Annotated in this window: 13 protein-coding genes and 1 pseudogene; 5 read left to right on the plus strand and 9 right to left on the minus strand. The window is 72.3% G+C overall.

Translation table 11 applies throughout. The features are described 5' to 3' along the window. Window positions 1–7 precede the first annotated feature (7 nt). The 3 genes from P8A20_RS12870 to P8A20_RS12880 all read right to left on the minus strand — a co-directional run bounded on the left by P8A20_RS12870 (window position 8) and on the right by P8A20_RS12880 (window position 2248). Window positions 8–463: a hypothetical protein gene (locus P8A20_RS12870; RefSeq protein ID WP_147959288.1), complete on the minus strand. Its 456-nt coding sequence runs from the start codon at window positions 461–463 to the stop codon at window positions 8–10. 103 nt (window positions 464–566) lie between these two features. After that, window positions 567–1385 (minus strand): class I SAM-dependent methyltransferase, encoded by an 819-nt coding sequence (locus P8A20_RS12875; RefSeq protein WP_306103533.1) that lies wholly within the window; start codon window positions 1383–1385, stop codon window positions 567–569. A gap of 71 nt (window positions 1386–1456) precedes the next feature. Beyond that, the gene (locus P8A20_RS12880; protein ID WP_306103534.1) at window positions 1457–2248 is read right to left on the minus strand and encodes a prepilin peptidase; all 792 of its coding nucleotides are present in this window, start codon (window positions 2246–2248) and stop codon (window positions 1457–1459) included. A 105-nt stretch (window positions 2249–2353) separates the two neighbouring features. Here P8A20_RS12880 and P8A20_RS12885 point away from each other — a divergent pair, with 105 nt between their 5' ends. Beyond that, window positions 2354–2743, plus strand: a complete 390-nt coding sequence (locus P8A20_RS12885; protein WP_306103535.1) for a DUF192 domain-containing protein — start codon at window positions 2354–2356, stop codon at window positions 2741–2743. On the opposite strand, the gene P8A20_RS12890 is transcribed toward P8A20_RS12885, so the two are convergent. Continuing rightward, window positions 2715–3482 (minus strand): hypothetical protein, encoded by a 768-nt coding sequence (locus P8A20_RS12890; RefSeq protein ID WP_306103536.1) that lies wholly within the window; start codon window positions 3480–3482, stop codon window positions 2715–2717. The genes P8A20_RS12885 and P8A20_RS12890 overlap by 29 nt on opposite strands. Window positions 3483–3566: 84 nt before the next feature. Further along, window positions 3567–4753, minus strand: a pseudogene (locus tag P8A20_RS12895) (putative hexosyltransferase). Between the two features lie 391 nt (window positions 4754–5144). Here P8A20_RS12895 and P8A20_RS12900 point away from each other — a divergent pair. Beyond that, window positions 5145–6431 (plus strand): benzoate/H(+) symporter BenE family transporter, encoded by a 1287-nt coding sequence (locus tag P8A20_RS12900; protein WP_306103537.1) that lies wholly within the window; start codon window positions 5145–5147, stop codon window positions 6429–6431. Window positions 6432–6440: 9 nt separating this feature from the next. Here P8A20_RS12900 and P8A20_RS12905 read toward each other — a convergent pair whose 3' ends face one another. Then, window positions 6441–7331: a hypothetical protein gene (locus P8A20_RS12905; RefSeq protein ID WP_306103538.1), complete on the minus strand. Its 891-nt coding sequence runs from the start codon at window positions 7329–7331 to the stop codon at window positions 6441–6443. Then, window positions 7328–8911: a Hint domain-containing protein gene (locus tag P8A20_RS12910; RefSeq protein ID WP_306103539.1), complete on the minus strand. Its 1584-nt coding sequence runs from the start codon at window positions 8909–8911 to the stop codon at window positions 7328–7330. Before P8A20_RS12910 ends, P8A20_RS12905 begins: the two co-directional genes overlap by 4 nt. Window positions 8912–9261: 350 nt before the next feature. On the opposite strand from P8A20_RS12910, the gene P8A20_RS12915 reads away from it, so the two are divergent. From P8A20_RS12915 to P8A20_RS12925, 3 genes are read left to right on the plus strand one after another with little or no spacing between them, the layout of a single operon-like run. Continuing rightward, complete coding sequence (locus P8A20_RS12915) at window positions 9262–11244, plus strand: hypothetical protein (protein ID WP_306103540.1); 1983 nt, start codon at window positions 9262–9264, stop codon at window positions 11242–11244. Between the two features lie 20 nt (window positions 11245–11264). After that, window positions 11265–11846: a hypothetical protein gene (locus P8A20_RS12920; RefSeq protein ID WP_147961878.1), complete on the plus strand. Its 582-nt coding sequence runs from the start codon at window positions 11265–11267 to the stop codon at window positions 11844–11846. Window positions 11847–11866: 20 nt separating this feature from the next. Beyond that, window positions 11867–12310 carry a DUF3592 domain-containing protein gene (locus P8A20_RS12925; protein WP_306103541.1) on the plus strand — a complete coding sequence of 148 codons (444 nt, stop codon included), beginning with the start codon at window positions 11867–11869 and terminating at the stop codon, window positions 12308–12310. Window positions 12311–12439: 129 nt separating this feature from the next. On the opposite strand, the gene P8A20_RS12930 is transcribed toward P8A20_RS12925, so the two are convergent. Next, on the minus strand, window positions 12440–13207 hold the full coding sequence (locus P8A20_RS12930) for an Imm52 family immunity protein (RefSeq protein ID WP_306103542.1): 768 nt from the start codon (window positions 13205–13207) through the stop codon (window positions 12440–12442). A gap of 13 nt (window positions 13208–13220) precedes the next feature. Then, window positions 13221–15722: a Tox-REase-5 domain-containing protein gene (locus P8A20_RS12935; protein ID WP_306103543.1), complete on the minus strand. Its 2502-nt coding sequence runs from the start codon at window positions 15720–15722 to the stop codon at window positions 13221–13223. Between the last annotated feature and the right edge of the window lie 26 nt (window positions 15723–15748).

Consider the following 15748-nt stretch of genomic DNA (forward strand, 5'->3'; position numbering starts at 1 on the left):
GGCGGGTTCAGCGGGGCAGGAAGCGGATCGACACGGTGTCGCCTCCAAGGACCGCGAAGTCGCCGTTCTCGCAGCGGATCACCGCCTCGCGCACCTCGCCGTGCTCGTCGCGCCGCTCCTGCGTGCCGGTGACCGTCCAGGCCCCGCCGTACGGAGGAGGTGGCAGCCGGCTCAGCTGCTCGAACTGCCACTGGCCCGCGGGCACACACCAGTCCGGCAGGCCGGGCCAGGCTCCTGACGTGATGCTCAGCGTGTGATCGGAGGCGCAGGTCAGCAGGACCGACTGTCCCTGCTCCAGTACGAATTCGACGGCTTCCGGCTCTCCGGCGCGCCCTTCGGGCCGGTAGAACAGGCCGAGGACGGCGGTGATCCGCGCGCCCGTGAGCCAGTCGGCCTTCCCGTGGCGCAGCCGGCCGGCCGGCGGGCTGATCTCTCCGCCCGGCATTTCCCTTCCCACCGACATGACCCGCTCCTTCGTTGTGCGCTCAACCACCAGAATCGCACTACTCATGGGTAGGACGGAGGAGCAGGGGATGGCGTTGCGTCCGGGGCCTGTGAAGGCGTTCTCAGCGTAGGGCCGTTGAGGCCCTCCGTGGTTTCCGCGCCTCGATCAGGAAGCGGGCGCTGTGCGCGACGAACGGCCCTTCCTCCTCGATCTGCCGGTGCAGGGAACGCAGTTGGGGCAGGTGGTCGCCGACGGTGAAACCCGGCACCATCCAGATGACCTTGCGCAGGAAGTAGACGACGGATCCGATGTCGAGGAACTCGACGCGCAGGCGCTCGGCACGCAGGTCCGTCACCTCCAGCCCGGCGGCCTCCGCGTCCTCCCGTGCGCGCTGCGGATCGCGGGCGCCGCACTCCTCGGCGGAGCGCGGGCCGAGGAAGTACTCGACGAGTTCGAACACGCTCTCCGGGCCGACCTGCTGGGAGAAGTACGTGCCTCCGGGGGCGAGCACCCGGGCGATCTCGTCCCACCAGGCCGTCACCGGATGCCGGCTGACGACCAGGTCGAAGGTGTCGTCGGCGAAGGGCAGCGGCGGCTCGTCGGAGTCCGCGACGACGACGGCACCACGCGGGCGGAGCAGGGCGGTGGCGCGGGCGAGGTTCGGCGGCCAGGACTCGGTGGCCACGGTCAGCGGCGGCAGCGCGGGAGCGGAGGCGAGCACCTCCCCTCCTCCAGTCTGGATGTCCAGCGCGGCCTCGGCCCGCGCCATCCGGCCCGCCATGGCGCGCGCGTAGCCCCACGAGGGCCTCTGCTCGGTGGCACGTCCGTCGAGCCAGGAGAAGTCCCAGCCCTCGACGGACACGGCGTCCGCCTCGGCGACGAGGGCGTCGAAGCGCGCGTCGGAGGCCGAGGGGTCGAGGGGCGTGGATGATCCGGTCATACGGGCAGGGTGTCAGTCCGCCACCGCCCGGCGCGACCACATATTCCGTATGTCCGTACGCCAGGTGAAGCTCAGGCACCGAGGCCCCCGGACAACAGGCCGAACAGCGCTCCGGCGAGCATGAACGGGCCGAACGGGATGCCTGTCTTGCGCCCGGCGCGCCGGGCCAGCATCAGCCCAGCCCCGTACAGCGCGCCGAACAGGAACCCGGCGAAGCCCCCCAGGAAGAGCACCGCCCAGCCGTACCAGCCGAGCGCGACGCCCAGCGCGAGGGCGAGCTTCACGTCGCCGAAGCCCATGCCGTTCGGGTTGATCCGGTACAGGAGGAGGTAGAAGCCTCCGAGGACCGCCCCGCCGAGGAGGGCGGAGGTCCAGGAGCCGCGGTGTCCGGGCAGCAGGGCGGCGGCGCCCAGAAGGACCGCGGCCACACCGGCGAGGGGCAGCGTGAGCACGTCGGGCAGCCGGTGGACGCGGCGGTCGATGACGGCGAGGAGCACGGCGACGGGGGCCAGGAGCACCCAGACGACGGCCTCGGGACGGGCCCCGGCCGCGCCCGCGAGGGCGGCGCAGACGAACAGGGTGACCACCGGGGCGACGGCGGAGGGAGCGTAACGGCCCTGACCGGCGGGCGCCGGGGCGTGCGGGGCGGCGGCGCCCCGGAGCGAGGAGACGGTCACGGCGCACGACGCGCATCTGGCCGGTCCGAGCCAGCCACGGGCGGGCCCCGTGAGCGCGTGCCCGGCCGGGCACGCGTCCCGCCAGGGCTCCTCGGGTTCGACGGAGAAGCGGTACGCGGCGCGCGGGACCAGCAGGCCCGCGGCGGCGCCCCAGAGCGCGGCGACCGCAATCAGTGTGGCGTCCACGGATGCGACCCTAATCCGGTCCGCACGGCGGGGTCTTGGGCCCTGGGGCCCACTGCCGGCCGTTCCGGACCCACGGGCGGGCGGGGAGGGCTACGGTCGGCTCCCATGGGGAAATGGCGTAACGGCAGCGGGACACTGACGGTCGGGTCGGACTCCGAGGTGCGGGAGGTGCCCCTGCGCATAGCCGCCTCCTACCGTGCACGGGCGCGGGGGCTGCTCGGTGCGGACGGCGTCGACGGCGCCCTGCTGATCACCCCGTGCGGGAGCGTGCACACCTTCCGGATGCGGTTCACCATCGATGTGGCGTACCTGGACCGCAGGTTCAACGTCCTGGCGGTCCGCACGATGAAGCCCGGCCGGCTCGGCCGGCCCCGGCTACGCGCCCGTCATGTGGTCGAGTCGGAGGCCGGGGCGATGGACGGCTGGGGCCTGCGGCCGGGGACGCGGGTGCGGGTCTCGGTGCCCGTCACGGAAGTTTCGCCGCCTGTGCGGTGACGAGCGCGGCCGGGACCTCGGGTGTCGTGGACGTCAGGAAGTCGGCCGCGTAGAAGGTGACGACCGTCGATCCGGTCCGTACGAGGTGGAAGACGAGCGGGACCCCGGCCCCTTCCAGGCTGCCAGTCACCTGGTAGGCGAACGACTCCTGGCCGGCCTCGGCCGCGGGCAGCGCCTTGACGCCGGTGTAGGTGGACGGCCCGTCCTCGCTCGTCGTACGGAACCCGTCGGCGCAGGCCCGTACGGCGTCGCGGACCGAGCGCAGCAGTTCCTCGGCTTCGCCCTTCGGGTGCGAGGTGAGGATCTCGGTGACGACGGTCCGGTCGTCCTCGCCCTGTTCCCTCGTGTCCGTCACCGTACGGAAGACGGTGGCGGCGGGGGCGGGTTCGGGTGAGCCGTTGATGATCGCGGTGATCGGCCGGCATGCCTCGTCCTCTGACTCCTCGGTGCCGCGCTCGTCGGTGCCTTCCAGGGGTGCGAGCGCGTAGCCCGGCGCCTCGCCTGTGGTGAGGGCCACCTTCGTCAGCTCGGCCTCGGTGAGGGTCCTGCCGTCGCCGGTGGGCGTGGGCGACGCCGCCGCCACGGGTGTGGTGGCGGAGGCGGTCCCGGGGGTCCGCGGTGCGGCGCCGGTCGCTTCCCCGCCCGCCCCCTGGCCCTCGGCCCCGTCGGGCCCGCAGCCGGCCGCCGCCAGGCAGAGGAGGAGCGTGCCCGCCGCCACGACGGTCGTAGGTACCTTCATCGCTCACCGCTCCCCGCCCGCCGTGCACCGGATCAGCACGCTAACAACCGGCGCGGCTCCGGCGCGTGGGCCCGTGGGCCCAACTCACGGCGGCCCCGGCCCCAGCAGCGTCCACGCCCCGTACGCGGCGGAGCCGAGGGCCAGCGCCCCGACGACGGCGCCGGTACGGACCGTCGTACGCAGCCCTGCCAGAGCGACGGCCGGGGGCAGGAGCAGGGGAAACGCGGGCATCATCAGGCGCGGCCGGGAACCGAAGTAGCCGGAGCCGATGAGCGAGACGACGACGACCGCGATGCCGTAGACGAGCACGGGGAGCGGCTGCCGCTGACGTACGCACAGGTACACCAGCCACCCCAGCAGTCCCAGTGCGGCGCAGAGCCCGAGTGCGGCGGGGAGCGGCAGCCCGGCGATGAAAACGGCGAGCGCCCGGCCCCCGTCGATGCTGTTGCCCCACTGCGCCTGGACGTCGAAGTAGGCGAACGGGCCGCCCTCGCGCAGGGCGACGAACACCACGTAGGCCAGCCATCCCAGCGGCGCCAGGCACACCCCCAGCAGCATTCGGGCGTTCCGGCGGAGCAGACCCGCCGGCCGCCCGCCCGCCACTCCCGCACGAGGACGGCGGCGGCGGTGAGGGCGAGCGCCGCGATGAGTGCGGCCGCCGAGGGCCGGGTCAGCCCGGCGAGCACGCACAGCGCGCCGGCGGCGGTCCAGCGGTCCCGGAGCACCGCGTACAGCGACCAGGCGGCGAGCGCGGTGAACAGGGTCTCGGTGTACGCCATCGACTGGACGAACGCCGTCGGGTACGCGCCCCACAGCGCGGCCAGCACGATCCCGGTCCGCGGCCCGTGCAGGCGTGCCCCCACGGCGAAGATCCCCCAGGCCGCGAGGAGCCCCGCCGTCCAGGCGACGGCGATTCCGGCGCCCTGGACGGTGAAGGGGGTGACCGTGGCGAGGCCACGCTCCAGGGCCGGCAGCAGCGGAAAGAAGGCCAGGTCGGGGTGGGCGCCGCCGTCGGGGAGGGTGACGGTGTGGCCGTAGCCGTGCTCGGCGATCCGCTGGTACCAGACGGAGTCCCACCGCCCGCCCAGCAGATGCAGGGCGTCCTTCCCGGCTGCCGACGCCGACAGCCACAGGAGCAGAAGCCCGAGAGCCCTGACCGCCGCGTAGGCCCCCAGGGCGGGGGCGGCGGCGGTGAGCAGGGCCATGGCGCGGTGGCGGGTGCCGCCGGTTCCGGGCGCCACCGGTCGGAGGCGCGTGAGCTGATCGGGCATACGGGTGATTATGGTCCCGCTGCGGCCCGGCTCACCGAACCGGCCCTGGCGGGGTTCATCCTCCGGCTCACCGAACCGGCCCCGGCGGCGGGCCTTCCGGTTGCGGCCCGGCCCGGCGCCGTGGGGGTGCGCCGGGACGGGCGTCGATCACCTGCGGCGCAGACGCTAATGTCCCGGCGGCCACCCGTCATGGGCCCAGGGGCCCAAGACGGGGCTCAGCCGCCCCCGCCGGCTCCCGGGACGCGCTCCGGACCCGCGCCCGGAGACCCCACGGCCCTCCCCGTCTCGTGTGCCGGACCCGGCGGAGCGGGCGCGGCACGTCGTGCGAGGGTTTCGGGCGGCGTGCGACCCGTACGCCGGACGTGGAGAGCGCGGAAGAGGGCGACAGCGGATGACGGCCGGTTCATCGGTACCGACGGCGGAGGAACACTCGGAGCCTCCTGCGTCCGGCGGGCCCCGGCCGCGGCTGGTCCGCGACCTCTCGCTGTCGGCCGTGCTCGCAGGCGTCGTCGCGGTCGTCGTCTCCTACTCGGGGCCGCTGGTCATCGTGCTCTCCGCGGCCCGCGCCGGGCACCTCGACGCCGCACAGACCGGTTCCTGGATCTGGGCGATCTCGATCGGCAGCGGCCTCACCTGCATCGGCCTCAGCCTTCTCACACGCATGCCGGTCATCACCGCGTGGTCCACCCCGGGCGCCGCGCTCCTGGTCACCAGCATCGGTTCGTACGCGTACGGCGAGGTGATCGGCGCCTTCGTGGTGTCCGGTGTGGTGATCGCCCTGATCGGGGTGACCGGGGTCTTCGGGCGGCTGATGCGCCTGGTGCCCGGCGCGGTGGTGTCCGCCATGCTCGCGGGCATCCTGTTCTCGTTCGGCGCCGACGTGTTCACCTCTCTGGAGCACACACCCGTCATCGCCGGGTCCGTGCTCCTGGCCTACCTGCTGGGCAAGCGGTGGCTCCCCCGGTACGCGGTCCTCCTGGCACTGGCCGCGGGGGTGCTGTGCAGTGCCGCGAGTTCGAAGCTGCACATCAGGCTGGACCATGTCGGTCTGGTGCAGCCGGTCTTCACTGCACCCTCCTTCTCCGTGGCCTCGCTGATCGGCATCGCGGTCCCGCTGACCCTGGCGACACTGGCCTCCCAGAACGCCCCCGGCGTCGGCGTGCTCTCCGCCTCCGGCTACCGGCCCGACGACCGCCTCCTGGTCGGCTCCACAGGCCTGGTCTCGGCGGTGCTCGCCCCGTTCGGCTCCCACGCGGTGAACCTCGCGGCCATCACCGCCGCGATCTGCACGGGGCCCGAGGCGCACCGTGATCCGCGTCGGCGCTACGTCGCGGGAGTGGCCTGCGGCCTCGTCTACCTGGTGGTCGGTGCGTTCGGCTCGACGCTCGTGGCGTTCTTCGGGGGTCTGCCGAAGGAACTGGTCGCGGCCATCGCCGGCGTCGCCCTCTTCGGCGCCCTGTCCGGCGGGCTGACCGGTGCGGTGCGGGAGGGGAAGGACCGGGAGGCCGCGGTCATCACCTTCCTGACCACGGCCTCGGGCGTCACCCTGTTCGGCATCGGCTCGGCGTTCTGGGGGCTGGTGTTCGGGGTCGCGGCCCATCTCGTGCTGAACGGCCGGTTCCGCCGCGCGGCCGGTTCCCCGCCGGCGGACGGCACGGATCCCGCGCGGCCCGGGTGATCTCGCGTCTCAGCTGTCCCAGGGCGGCTTGGCCGGGCGCCTGTGCCACCACCAGCCACGGTCGGCGACAGCCGTACCGGACCCGGTGAGGCGCCCGAGCAGCACACCCGCGTCGTCGTCGGTGCCACGCCGGAACACCTCGTCGAGCTCCTCCAGTGCCCGGCCGAGCGGCAGGTGTTGCGGCCCCTGAGCCCGGGCCAGCTCCCCGAGGCGGTCGCGGGTGCGCAGGTCCTCGGCGTACTGGTCGAAGGGATAGCGTCCGCCCGGCGCCCACCCGGTTTCGATCCGGCGCACCAGACGTTCCCAGAGCAGCAGCGCCTCACGGGAACGGTTCACCGGGCCCGTGGCCGGAGCGTCACCGTGGGGGTCCGTCGCCGCCGCGAAGGCGTCGGTGACCGGAGTCTCCACCCTCTCCTCGTGCAGGATCTCCGCGAGGGTCTCGACCCGCGCCCCCGGGAGCTGCGCCATGGTCTCCTCGACCGCGTCCACCACGAGCCACGGGGCCCCGCCGTCCGTCTCGTCGTCCGCCTCCAGGAGACGCGCCCGTGCGACCGTCCCGTCCGGGCCCGCCGCCCAGTAGGCGGAGGGAGGCCGCTCCTGTGCCGGGTACAGGACCGTCGTACCGAGCCTGGCGGCGAGCCGCAGGGCCGCCTCGGCCTCGGTGGGCGGCGTCCTCATCACGTCCGACACCGAGACGTCCCAGGAGAGGGCCAGGTCTCCGGCCGCGGAGCGGTAGGTGCAGAGCACGGGGGCGTCCCAGTTCCGCTCGTCCGCCCCTCCCGCGTCGTCGTCGGCGACGTCCACGTCCCGGGGCTCCGCGCCCAGCGCTCCGGCCAGGGCGGACGCCATGGTGTGCGGTTCGGGCCGGTGCACCGTCAGGAAGTTGTAGAGGGCGATCACGAATACGTCCCGTCGTAGACCTTCTTGGCCTTCTCGATCACCTCAGGATGCTGGGCAAACCGGGGGTCCCTTGTCAAAGCCGGTGAATCGGTCCGCCCGCCGGCCCTGGCGATTTCCTTGAGCGCCGCGTACTCGTTCCGGTCGAGCTCCACGAGGCCCTTTCCGGAGATCGGGAAGGTCCGGCCATTGCCTTCCACACCGTATTTGCGCCCGTTGATCTCGTAGGCACTGCCGTTGTCCACGAGTTTCGCCTTGCCTTCCGCGATCGCCTTGATGTCGTTCTGCACATCCGCCTCGCGGCCCTTGAGGATGATGGTGTTCCTGGCCTTCACCATCCCGTTCCTCGCACCGGCGACGGTGTGCCGCGGGTGCGGGGGCTTGAGCTTCTTTCCGGCCGCCGGACCCTTGACGCCCGGATCGGTCTCGAACTCGCAGTCGTTGTTGTGGACCAGCGCGCCGGCGGTGCCGACACCCACGTAGTACGCGTGGATGCCGTCGACCGTCAGGTCGTGGGTGACCTGCCGCTGTGCGAAGCGGGTCACCCCGGTCACCGGGAGCGAGGTGCCGTCGGGCAGCCTCAGGCGCTCACCGGCCACGATGTCGCCGGCGTCCACCCAGCGCCGCCGCCCGTCGAGCCAGAAGGGGTGGGTGTCGGTGGCGGTGACCCGGCCGGCCGCGGTGACCAGCTGCGTGAAGTGCTTGTCGTCGTACGTCGTGAACGTCTCCGTCACACGCCGCGCCTCGGTGACCCCGCGCACCGGGTCGGTCGCGAGCACCTCGTCCCCCGCCCGAAGGGACTCGATAGGGACGCGCCCGCCGTCGGCGACCAGCACCGGGGTGCCGGGCGGGAAGCTGTGGGCGGTCCGGCACGTGGCCGGCTTGTCGTCCGGCTTCTCGTTCTTCCCGGGCGGGTCCTTCTTCCCGGCGTCGAGCTTCCTCTTCGCGTCCGCGAGCTTCTTCTCCGCGTCCTTGACCTTCTTGCGGTTCTTGACCAGGCCCTTCAGCCCGTCGTACAGATCCCCGCCGTGCTTCTTCAGCGCCTTGATGAGCTTCGCGGCCTTCTTCCACTTCCACGGCGCGCCGTACTTCGCCGCGAGCTTCCCGACCGCGCCCCCGATCAGGCTCAGCAGCACGTTGATCAACGTCTCCGTGCAGGCGCCCATGTCGCCCTTGGTGATGCAGTCCAGCGCGTCGGTGATGCCCAGTTCCTCGGCGAGGATCCTGGCGAGCTCCTTCGCCGCCTCCAACGCCTTGTCCGAGCTGGTCCTCTCCGCGCTCTGCGCGTCCTGGAGCTCCTTCAGCGCGGCGTCGTAGTCGATCTGAGACTGAGACTTCGGCGTGCCGTCGTCCGACGCCGGCTCGCCGTCCCCCGGGGAACCCCCCGTCCCGGGGTCCCCGCCGCCACCGCAGTCACCGCCACCGGTGACCCGGCACACCTGCGCGCCGATCTTCTCCGACAGCTCCGCACCGATCCCGGTGGCCACCAGCGCGCCGACGATCGCCGCGACGACCACGACCAGGCCGACGTACTCGATCGCACCCTGACCGCGCTGGCCCCCGCGCAGCCCGAGGAGACGCACCGCGGTCCGCGGCACCTTCTTCCGCGACCGACGACGTGACCGACGACGCACAACCCCCGGACGAGACATGCCATCGAAGCTAACGACCGTGCCGCGCGGGCGTCTTGGGCCCACGGACCCAACTGCGCATGGTCCTCGCCGGCTGGGGCGGCCCGACGGATTCGCCGTGGAGGAGGGCCGGCCACCGCGCCGGCGCCGCCCCCGGGCCTGGGGAGGCCGTCCGCCGTCCGGAGTGCGAGTGAACGCGGTTGGGCCCGCATTTGGGGCCTGGGGCCCAGGTCAGGCAGGGGTTCCCGGTCATACATTCGCCCCGAGGGACAACAGGCCGGGTGTCGGGGAGAGGGTGGACCGTGAGCGGTGGCAACGACTGGGGAAGCAGGGTCCCGGGCCCGGTACCGCCCGGCGGCCACGAAGGCGGGGACGGCTGGTTCCTCCCCCTGTGCCGCAGCTGGGCGGCCGGCGCCCTCGTCTACGTCGTCGCCGGGTTCCTGATGACGCGTGCGCTCGTGGAGACCCTCGCCACAGACGAGCGGCTCGAACTGTTCGGCTGGCGGATGGCGTTGCTGCACCTCCCCGGCGTCCTCGTGACCGTCCTGACGGTCCTGGCGGCCGCCCGCGCGCTACCCGCCGACCGGCGGGACTCCCGGGCCCTGTACTTCCTGGGCACGCTCGCCGTACCCGTCGCCGGGCTCGCGTACGGCTATGCCGTGAGCCGGCACGTCGTGGGGACCGAGGGCCTGCTGATGCCGGTGGTCGCCATGGTCACCGGCGCCGCCGTGGGGCTGGCCCTGGACCGGCTCCTCGATGACCGGGACGCGCCCTCGTCGGCGTACACACGCTCGTACGACTGGCGCGACCGCGGTGCCACGGCGACCGAGTACCTCGGTGTCATCGTCCTGGTCGTCGCGCTGATCGGCGCGCTCGCCCTGGCCGGGATCGGGGGCCGGATCGGGGAAGGCATCCGCTGCGCCATCACCTCGCTGACCGGAGGCGGCGGGGGCTGCGCGACGGGTGGTGACGGCACCGCCGGGCCGAGGACCGACGCCGACTACGAACCCAAGCTCTGCCAGATATCGAACGTCTCGGACACGGCGGGCGGCAAGGTCAAGATCGGCTGGTTCGAATGGGGCGAGGAGTACGGCTTCCAGCAGAAGGTCGCCCAGGCCAACACCGATGTGAACGAGGACGGGAAGGTCGACGAGAACGACAAGCTCGTCTACATGACCTTCACCGACGCCGCCTCCGCGGGCGTCAACGCCAGCACGCCCGGCGTGAAACTCGGCAGCCTCGGCAAGGCGGACGTCGACATCGGCGGTGGCATCAAGATCACCAACGGTGACACCTGGGTGTTCAGGAGCGAGGCGGACGCCCAGAAGATGAGGGACGACATCGAGGAGATGAAGATGTGGGAGACCTCGATGAAGCACAGCGGCGGCTACGGGGGCGGCTGGTACTCCGGCATGAAGTGGGCGGACAAGAAGGAGGACATCGAGAAGAAGATCGGCGAGAAGAAGATCTCCTACTCGACCGTCGGGCTGAACGTCTACGCGGACGGGGGCCTCTCCCTCAAGCCGGGTGACGAGAACAAGCTCAGCGCCAAGCTCGGCGGCAAGGCCAAGTTCTCGCCGGACGTCACGGTCACCAAGGACGACGTCAACGGCAACGAGTCGTACACCTACACCGCCAAGCTGGAGATCGAGGGCAAGGTGGGCGGCAACGCCGGCCCGCTGGGCGGCACCGCAGGCGCGAAGGACACCCGCACCGGGGCCCTCACCGTCACCCGGGACCAGAAGACCGGGAAGATCGTCCGGATCGACATGACGAACACGGTGGAGAAGACCTCGACGTCCGACAAGGGCGAGGCCGGCGGGGACAACGGCAAGAAGGACAAGGACAAGCGGGGCGGCAAGGGCAGCGTGACGGACTCCTCCGGGGACACGGGCATCGAGGTCCGGACGAACTCGGTCGTCTTCGGCAAGGAGACCGACCGGGCCACGGAGGACAAGCGCGCCCTCGCCGAGCAGTGGCTCGACGGCTCCGGCGACAACACCGCCCCGTTCGAGTACATGTTCGGCGACCGGTCCCTCCAGGAGAAGCCCGCGGGAAGCGACCCCTTCGAGCAGCTGATGTTCCAGGACGGCCTGTCCAGCACGATGCGCTACCACGGCGAGACGGACGCCCAGGAGTTCGGCTTCGAGGTCTCGCTGGGCATGAGCCTCGGATTCTCGGTGTCCGACGAGCACAAGCAGGAGACACTGACGGACGCGCAGTTCCTCGGAGCCCCGCAGGGCGACAGGCGCGCCTACCTCCCGTACAGCTACTGCGCGCAGTGACCACCCCACACGAAGAGGCGATGACGTTGACGAAGTCCAGGACGCCCGGCACGGTCGTCACCGCCGCCCTCGGTCTGACACTGCTCGCCGGCTGCGGCGGCACGGACACCGCCGCGGTCCCGGACGGCTGGGGCACGCTCGACACGAAGAGCGTGTCCGTCGGCTACCCCGAGGGCCAGGGGTACGCCCCGCAGCCCGCCGCCGAGCGCAGCGAGGCCAACGCGGCCGTCGCGCTCAAGGAGGAGAAGGGGGTGCGCACCGGCATGGTGTCGGTCCAGCTGGACTTCGCCACGGGCGTCGGCGACGCGGGTGAGGCCGCTGCCGCCGCGGGCGCCGGGATCGGGCTCGGAGCCACCCGCAAGGACACCCGGGACGTGCGCCTCGCCGGCGAGGAGAGCGCCCGTGAGGCGCGCAGGATCGACTACGAGTTCACCTCCACCGGCGAGGGGTCGACCCCGGTGAAGGGGACGCGGATGACGGGCGTCGTGGTGGCCGGTGTCGACTCGCAGGACGTACCGTTCGCCATCCGGATCAACGCGGTGAAGGATGCGCTGAGCGCTGCGGACCTCGACTCGTTCGTCGCGTCGATCACCGTCAAGTAACCCGTAGCGGAGCCCTGTTCATGGACATACTGCCCGGTGGCACGGCCACCTTCCTGCTGCTGTTCGGCCTGTTCCTCGGCGCGTTCGCGGTCCGCTCCGGCCTACGTCTGTTCCGCGTGCTGCGGCTGGTCCGGAACGGCGAGCGCGCCGAGGGCAGGTGCTCGGCACGGCGCGTGGAGGACTGCGGGACGGGGACGGAGAACCGCTACCGCACCGAGTACGTCTTCGCCTTCCGCACCCCGGACGGCCGGGAGGTGGAGTTCACCGACCACGCCCCGGGCCCGTTCGGCTTCGAGGTCGGGGCTCCCGTACGCGTCTCCTACGACCCGGCCGCCCCTGACCGCCTGGCCACGGTCGCGGGGCCGGGCGCGTGGGGGCCGCTGCTGATGCCCGCCGTGTTCGCCACGGTGCTGGGGCTGTTCGCGCTGGGACTGCTGACCGCGTTCGCGCTGACGGTGGGCTGACGGGGCGGCAGGAATGGGGGCGGGCAGGGCAGGTGGGCGGGCCGGGCAGGTGGGCGGGCCCGGTGGCTGAGGGAGGTCGGTGGCCGAGGGAGGTCGGTGGCTGTGCCGGCCGGTGGCTCTGCGGCCCCGTCAGAGCTCGGCGCGGCCGGAGGGCGCGATGAGCGGCTCCAGCGCGCCCGCCGCCCGGAGCTCCGTGTTGACGCCGATGACGGTCTCCGCGGACGGTGTCCGCGTACCGCCCCGGGTCAGGTCGATGATCAGCCCGCCGTTCGCAACCTGCGTGTACGTGCCTGGCAGCCCTTCGGGGGCGAGGGCCGCCCGCCGCTCGGAGAGGAAGACCGCTCGGCCGCAGCGGGGGTCGGAGTTCCCCAGGCCGAAGTGGTCGGCCACGGCTCTGTACAGCGGTCTGTCGTACACCTGCCCCGCGTCGATCTCCCACACCTCGCCGATGACCGCCAGGATCTCCGGTGTGCGGCGGATGACGTCCGCGTCCTCGTCCACCGTGCGCGAGCGGAAGGAGACCGAGACGGAGCGGGTGACGTGCGGCGACGAGCCGCCCGCCCGGACGGCCGACGTCACCTTCGCCGCCTCCGCGTTGTGCGCCCACAGGGACGCCCCGTAGCCCACGACGTCGAGATCGGGGCCGGTGTTCTCGCGGACGATGTAGTCGGCGAGGGCGGCGACGGAGGGCATCAGCAGAGGGTCGGCCGGGACGCCGTCCCCCGCCTCGTGCCATCCGTGGAACGTCCCGTGGTCGATGTCCCCGAGCCGCGTCAGGGTGGCACACCAGCGCTCGGCGATGGCCTGCGGGTCCTCTTCCCTGGCACCCCAGAATCCGTTGACGACGACGTTCAGCACGATGCTCTCCTCGGCCTTCTCGACAGCGCCGGCGCGCATTCCCGCCGGCCCTTCACCCCGTCACGTCGTCAGGAGTGTTGATCACCTTAACGTCGATGCCCCGGTCCTCGAACATTTCCCGCGCGGCCTCGGCGACGTCCGGATCGGACAGGTGCCACTCGACCGGTTTTCCACGCGCCGCGTCCACCTGCCGGGTGGCCTGGTCCGCCCACCTCTGCTGGAGCTTGGGGGTGAGCTCCCCGGTCTCGGCGTCGTAGAAGTCCTTGCCCCGGTAGCCGTACTTCGCCTCCAGGTAGGTGCCCCGCGCGGCGTCCCAGCCGTCGAAGTCGACGGGCTTGCCGGTGAGCTTGTCGAGCGGGACCTGGTACTCCTTTCCGCGGGCCACCTTGGAGATCTGCTCCTGGTAGCGGGCACCCATCTCGGTCGGGTAGTTCCAGACTCCGGGCCTGATCTTCGTCCAGGCGCCGGTGCCGCCGTCCTTCGAGCCCGCCCGCGGGTTCCTGAGGTCCTTGTACCAAGCCGGCTTCGGCTGGTTCCTGGCCCGCTCCAGCTCCTTCTTCCGCTTGGCCTCGGCGGCTGCCTTCCTGGCCTCGTCGGCCTGCCGCTGCGCCTCTTCGGCGGCTTCCTTCTTCTCGGGGTCCACCTCGTCGCACTGCTGGGTCAGGAACGCGACGGGCACCGAGGCCCGCACCGCGGCCACGGTGCCTGTGCCTCCGCCGCCTCCCGTGGCGTACGGAACCCGGGGAAGACCGCCCAGGCCGATGGTGCAGCCGGTCAGGCCCGCTTCGTCCGCCGCGTCGTCCGCGTGCTTCTGCGCGTCGGCGGCCGCCTTCTCGGCGCCTTCGACATCGCCGGCCTTTGCGGCCTTCCTGGCCTTGGCTGCGGCCTCCGACGCCTTCTGGGCGACCTCGCCGAGCTTGCCCAGCTTTCCCAGTTTGCCGAGCTTCCCCAGCTTGCCGACGAGCTTGGCCTCGCCGTAGCCGGGGATGAAGAGGGAGCCGATGTTCCAGAGGCCGGTGCCGATCGCCTGGCCCTCGTTCCCGTCCTTCCAGAGGTCCCGGACCTCGTCACCGACGAAGACGTCGTCGAGCACCTTCAGCCCGGTGCCGCCACTGGCCTTGGTCCAGTCCCAGACGGCTCCGAGGTAGTCCCCGTCGGACCACTTGTCACCGGCGCCCTTCGAGTCCTGGGACCACTTGTCGCCGAGGCTCTTGCCGTAGTCCATCAGGCCGTTCCACGCCTTGACGGGGTGGATGACGGTGTCGAACGTGCCGGTGACGTCGCCCCACAGGCCGTTGGCGAACACGCCGGTGAAGAACCCACCGGTCTGATGCGCGGCGCAGGAGAAGAACGCGCCCACCCCCGAGGTGCAGCTCTCGCCGCTCTCCTCACCGCCGCCCGCGACGCCGTCCCCCGGTCCGTCGCCTTCCGCCCCTTCCGAGGCGTCCACGTCGTCCTCGCCGTCACCCACCTGCACAGCGGCATCGGACCCGCCGACGGAGCCACCGGTCGCACCGCTGCTTGCGCCACTGTTCGCGCCGCTGTTCGCACCGCCGGTTGCCCCGCCGTTTGCCCCTTCGTTTGCCCCTCCGGGCGCGCCACCGTTCGACTCGCCGGACGCACCGCCGTTCGACCCGCCGGACGCACCGCCGCTCGACCGGCCGGACGCACCGCCTTCGGTGCCGCCTTCCTTGGCGCCCTCGGCACCGCCCTCGGTGCCGCCCTCGCTGCCGCCCTCGGTGCCGCCCTCCGTACCGCCTTCCGTACCGCCTGAAGCGGCTCCTCCGGCGGCTCCCCCGGTGGCTCCTTCCGTGCTGCCTGTCCCCGTGGTGCCGGAATCCCCGGTCCCCGGGGCGGGTTCCTCGCCGGATTCGGGCCCGTCGCCCGCGACCACCTCTTCGCCCCCGGGTGCCGGGCACGCGCTTCCGGTGACTTCGCAGATGGCGCTGCGCAGCCCTCCACTGATCCGACCGCCGATACCGGTCATCAGGAGCGCACCGACGAGAGCACCGACGATCAGGACGAGCCCCAGGTACTCCACCGCGGTCTGGCCACCGTCCCGGCGCCATCTGATCAACCGGGCGACGCTGAAGGGCCGATGCTCCACGCGCTGCCCGACCGGCAGGTCGAACCAGTCACGCGAACTGCGCCGCAGCAACAGGATCAGGGTCGCCACGGGGATCACCAGCTGCGGTACGCCCCGCGCGCCGTCGCCCCCGCTCAGCGTCGCCGACGCACCGAGCAGGAACCATACGTCCACTGCGACGAGGCCACGCCAGATCCAGATGTCCCCGGAGCGTACGTACAGCGACAGCGCGAACCCGGCCGCGCCCGGCAGCGCCGCGTAGAGCAGCAGCCCGAGCAGTTCCCCGTCGATGACGTCGAGCGACGACGCCTGGAGGAGTACGCCGATGCCTCCGACGACCGTGAAGACGAAGAGCGTCCGGACGAGGAGCAGCACAGCCTGCAACGGCCGTGGCAGCGGGGCCCTGCCCGTCGGGGCCGTCACCCCGCCGAAGCCGCCCGCGCCCGCGAATCCCCCTGCACCAGACATTCCGGCCCCCAACCAGACGCTGTGAG

It is taken from the genome of Streptomyces sp. Alt3 (assembly GCF_030719215.1).
GTDB classification, from domain to species: Bacteria; Actinomycetota; Actinomycetes; order Streptomycetales; family Streptomycetaceae; genus Streptomyces; species Streptomyces glycanivorans.

Excerpts from the sequence above, each read along its gene's own strand:
- P8A20_RS12870 (WP_147959288.1), bottom strand. The coding sequence starts at position 463 with ATGTCGGTGGGAAGGGAAATGCCGGGCGGAGAGATCAGCCCGCCGGCC.
- P8A20_RS12875 (WP_306103533.1), bottom strand. The coding sequence starts at position 1,385 with ATGACCGGATCATCCACGCCCCTCGACCCCTCGGCCTCCGACGCGCGC.
- P8A20_RS12885 (WP_306103535.1), top strand. The coding sequence starts at position 2,354 with ATGGGGAAATGGCGTAACGGCAGCGGGACACTGACGGTCGGGTCGGAC.
- P8A20_RS12890 (WP_306103536.1), bottom strand. The coding sequence starts at position 3,482 with ATGAAGGTACCTACGACCGTCGTGGCGGCGGGCACGCTCCTCCTCTGC.
- P8A20_RS12900 (WP_306103537.1), top strand. The coding sequence starts at position 5,145 with ATGACGGCCGGTTCATCGGTACCGACGGCGGAGGAACACTCGGAGCCT.
- P8A20_RS12920 (WP_147961878.1), top strand. The coding sequence starts at position 11,265 with ATGACGTTGACGAAGTCCAGGACGCCCGGCACGGTCGTCACCGCCGCC.
- P8A20_RS12925 (WP_306103541.1), top strand. The coding sequence starts at position 11,867 with ATGGACATACTGCCCGGTGGCACGGCCACCTTCCTGCTGCTGTTCGGC.
- P8A20_RS12930 (WP_306103542.1), bottom strand. The coding sequence starts at position 13,207 with ATGCGCGCCGGCGCTGTCGAGAAGGCCGAGGAGAGCATCGTGCTGAAC.
- P8A20_RS12935 (WP_306103543.1), bottom strand. The coding sequence starts at position 15,722 with ATGTCTGGTGCAGGGGGATTCGCGGGCGCGGGCGGCTTCGGCGGGGTG.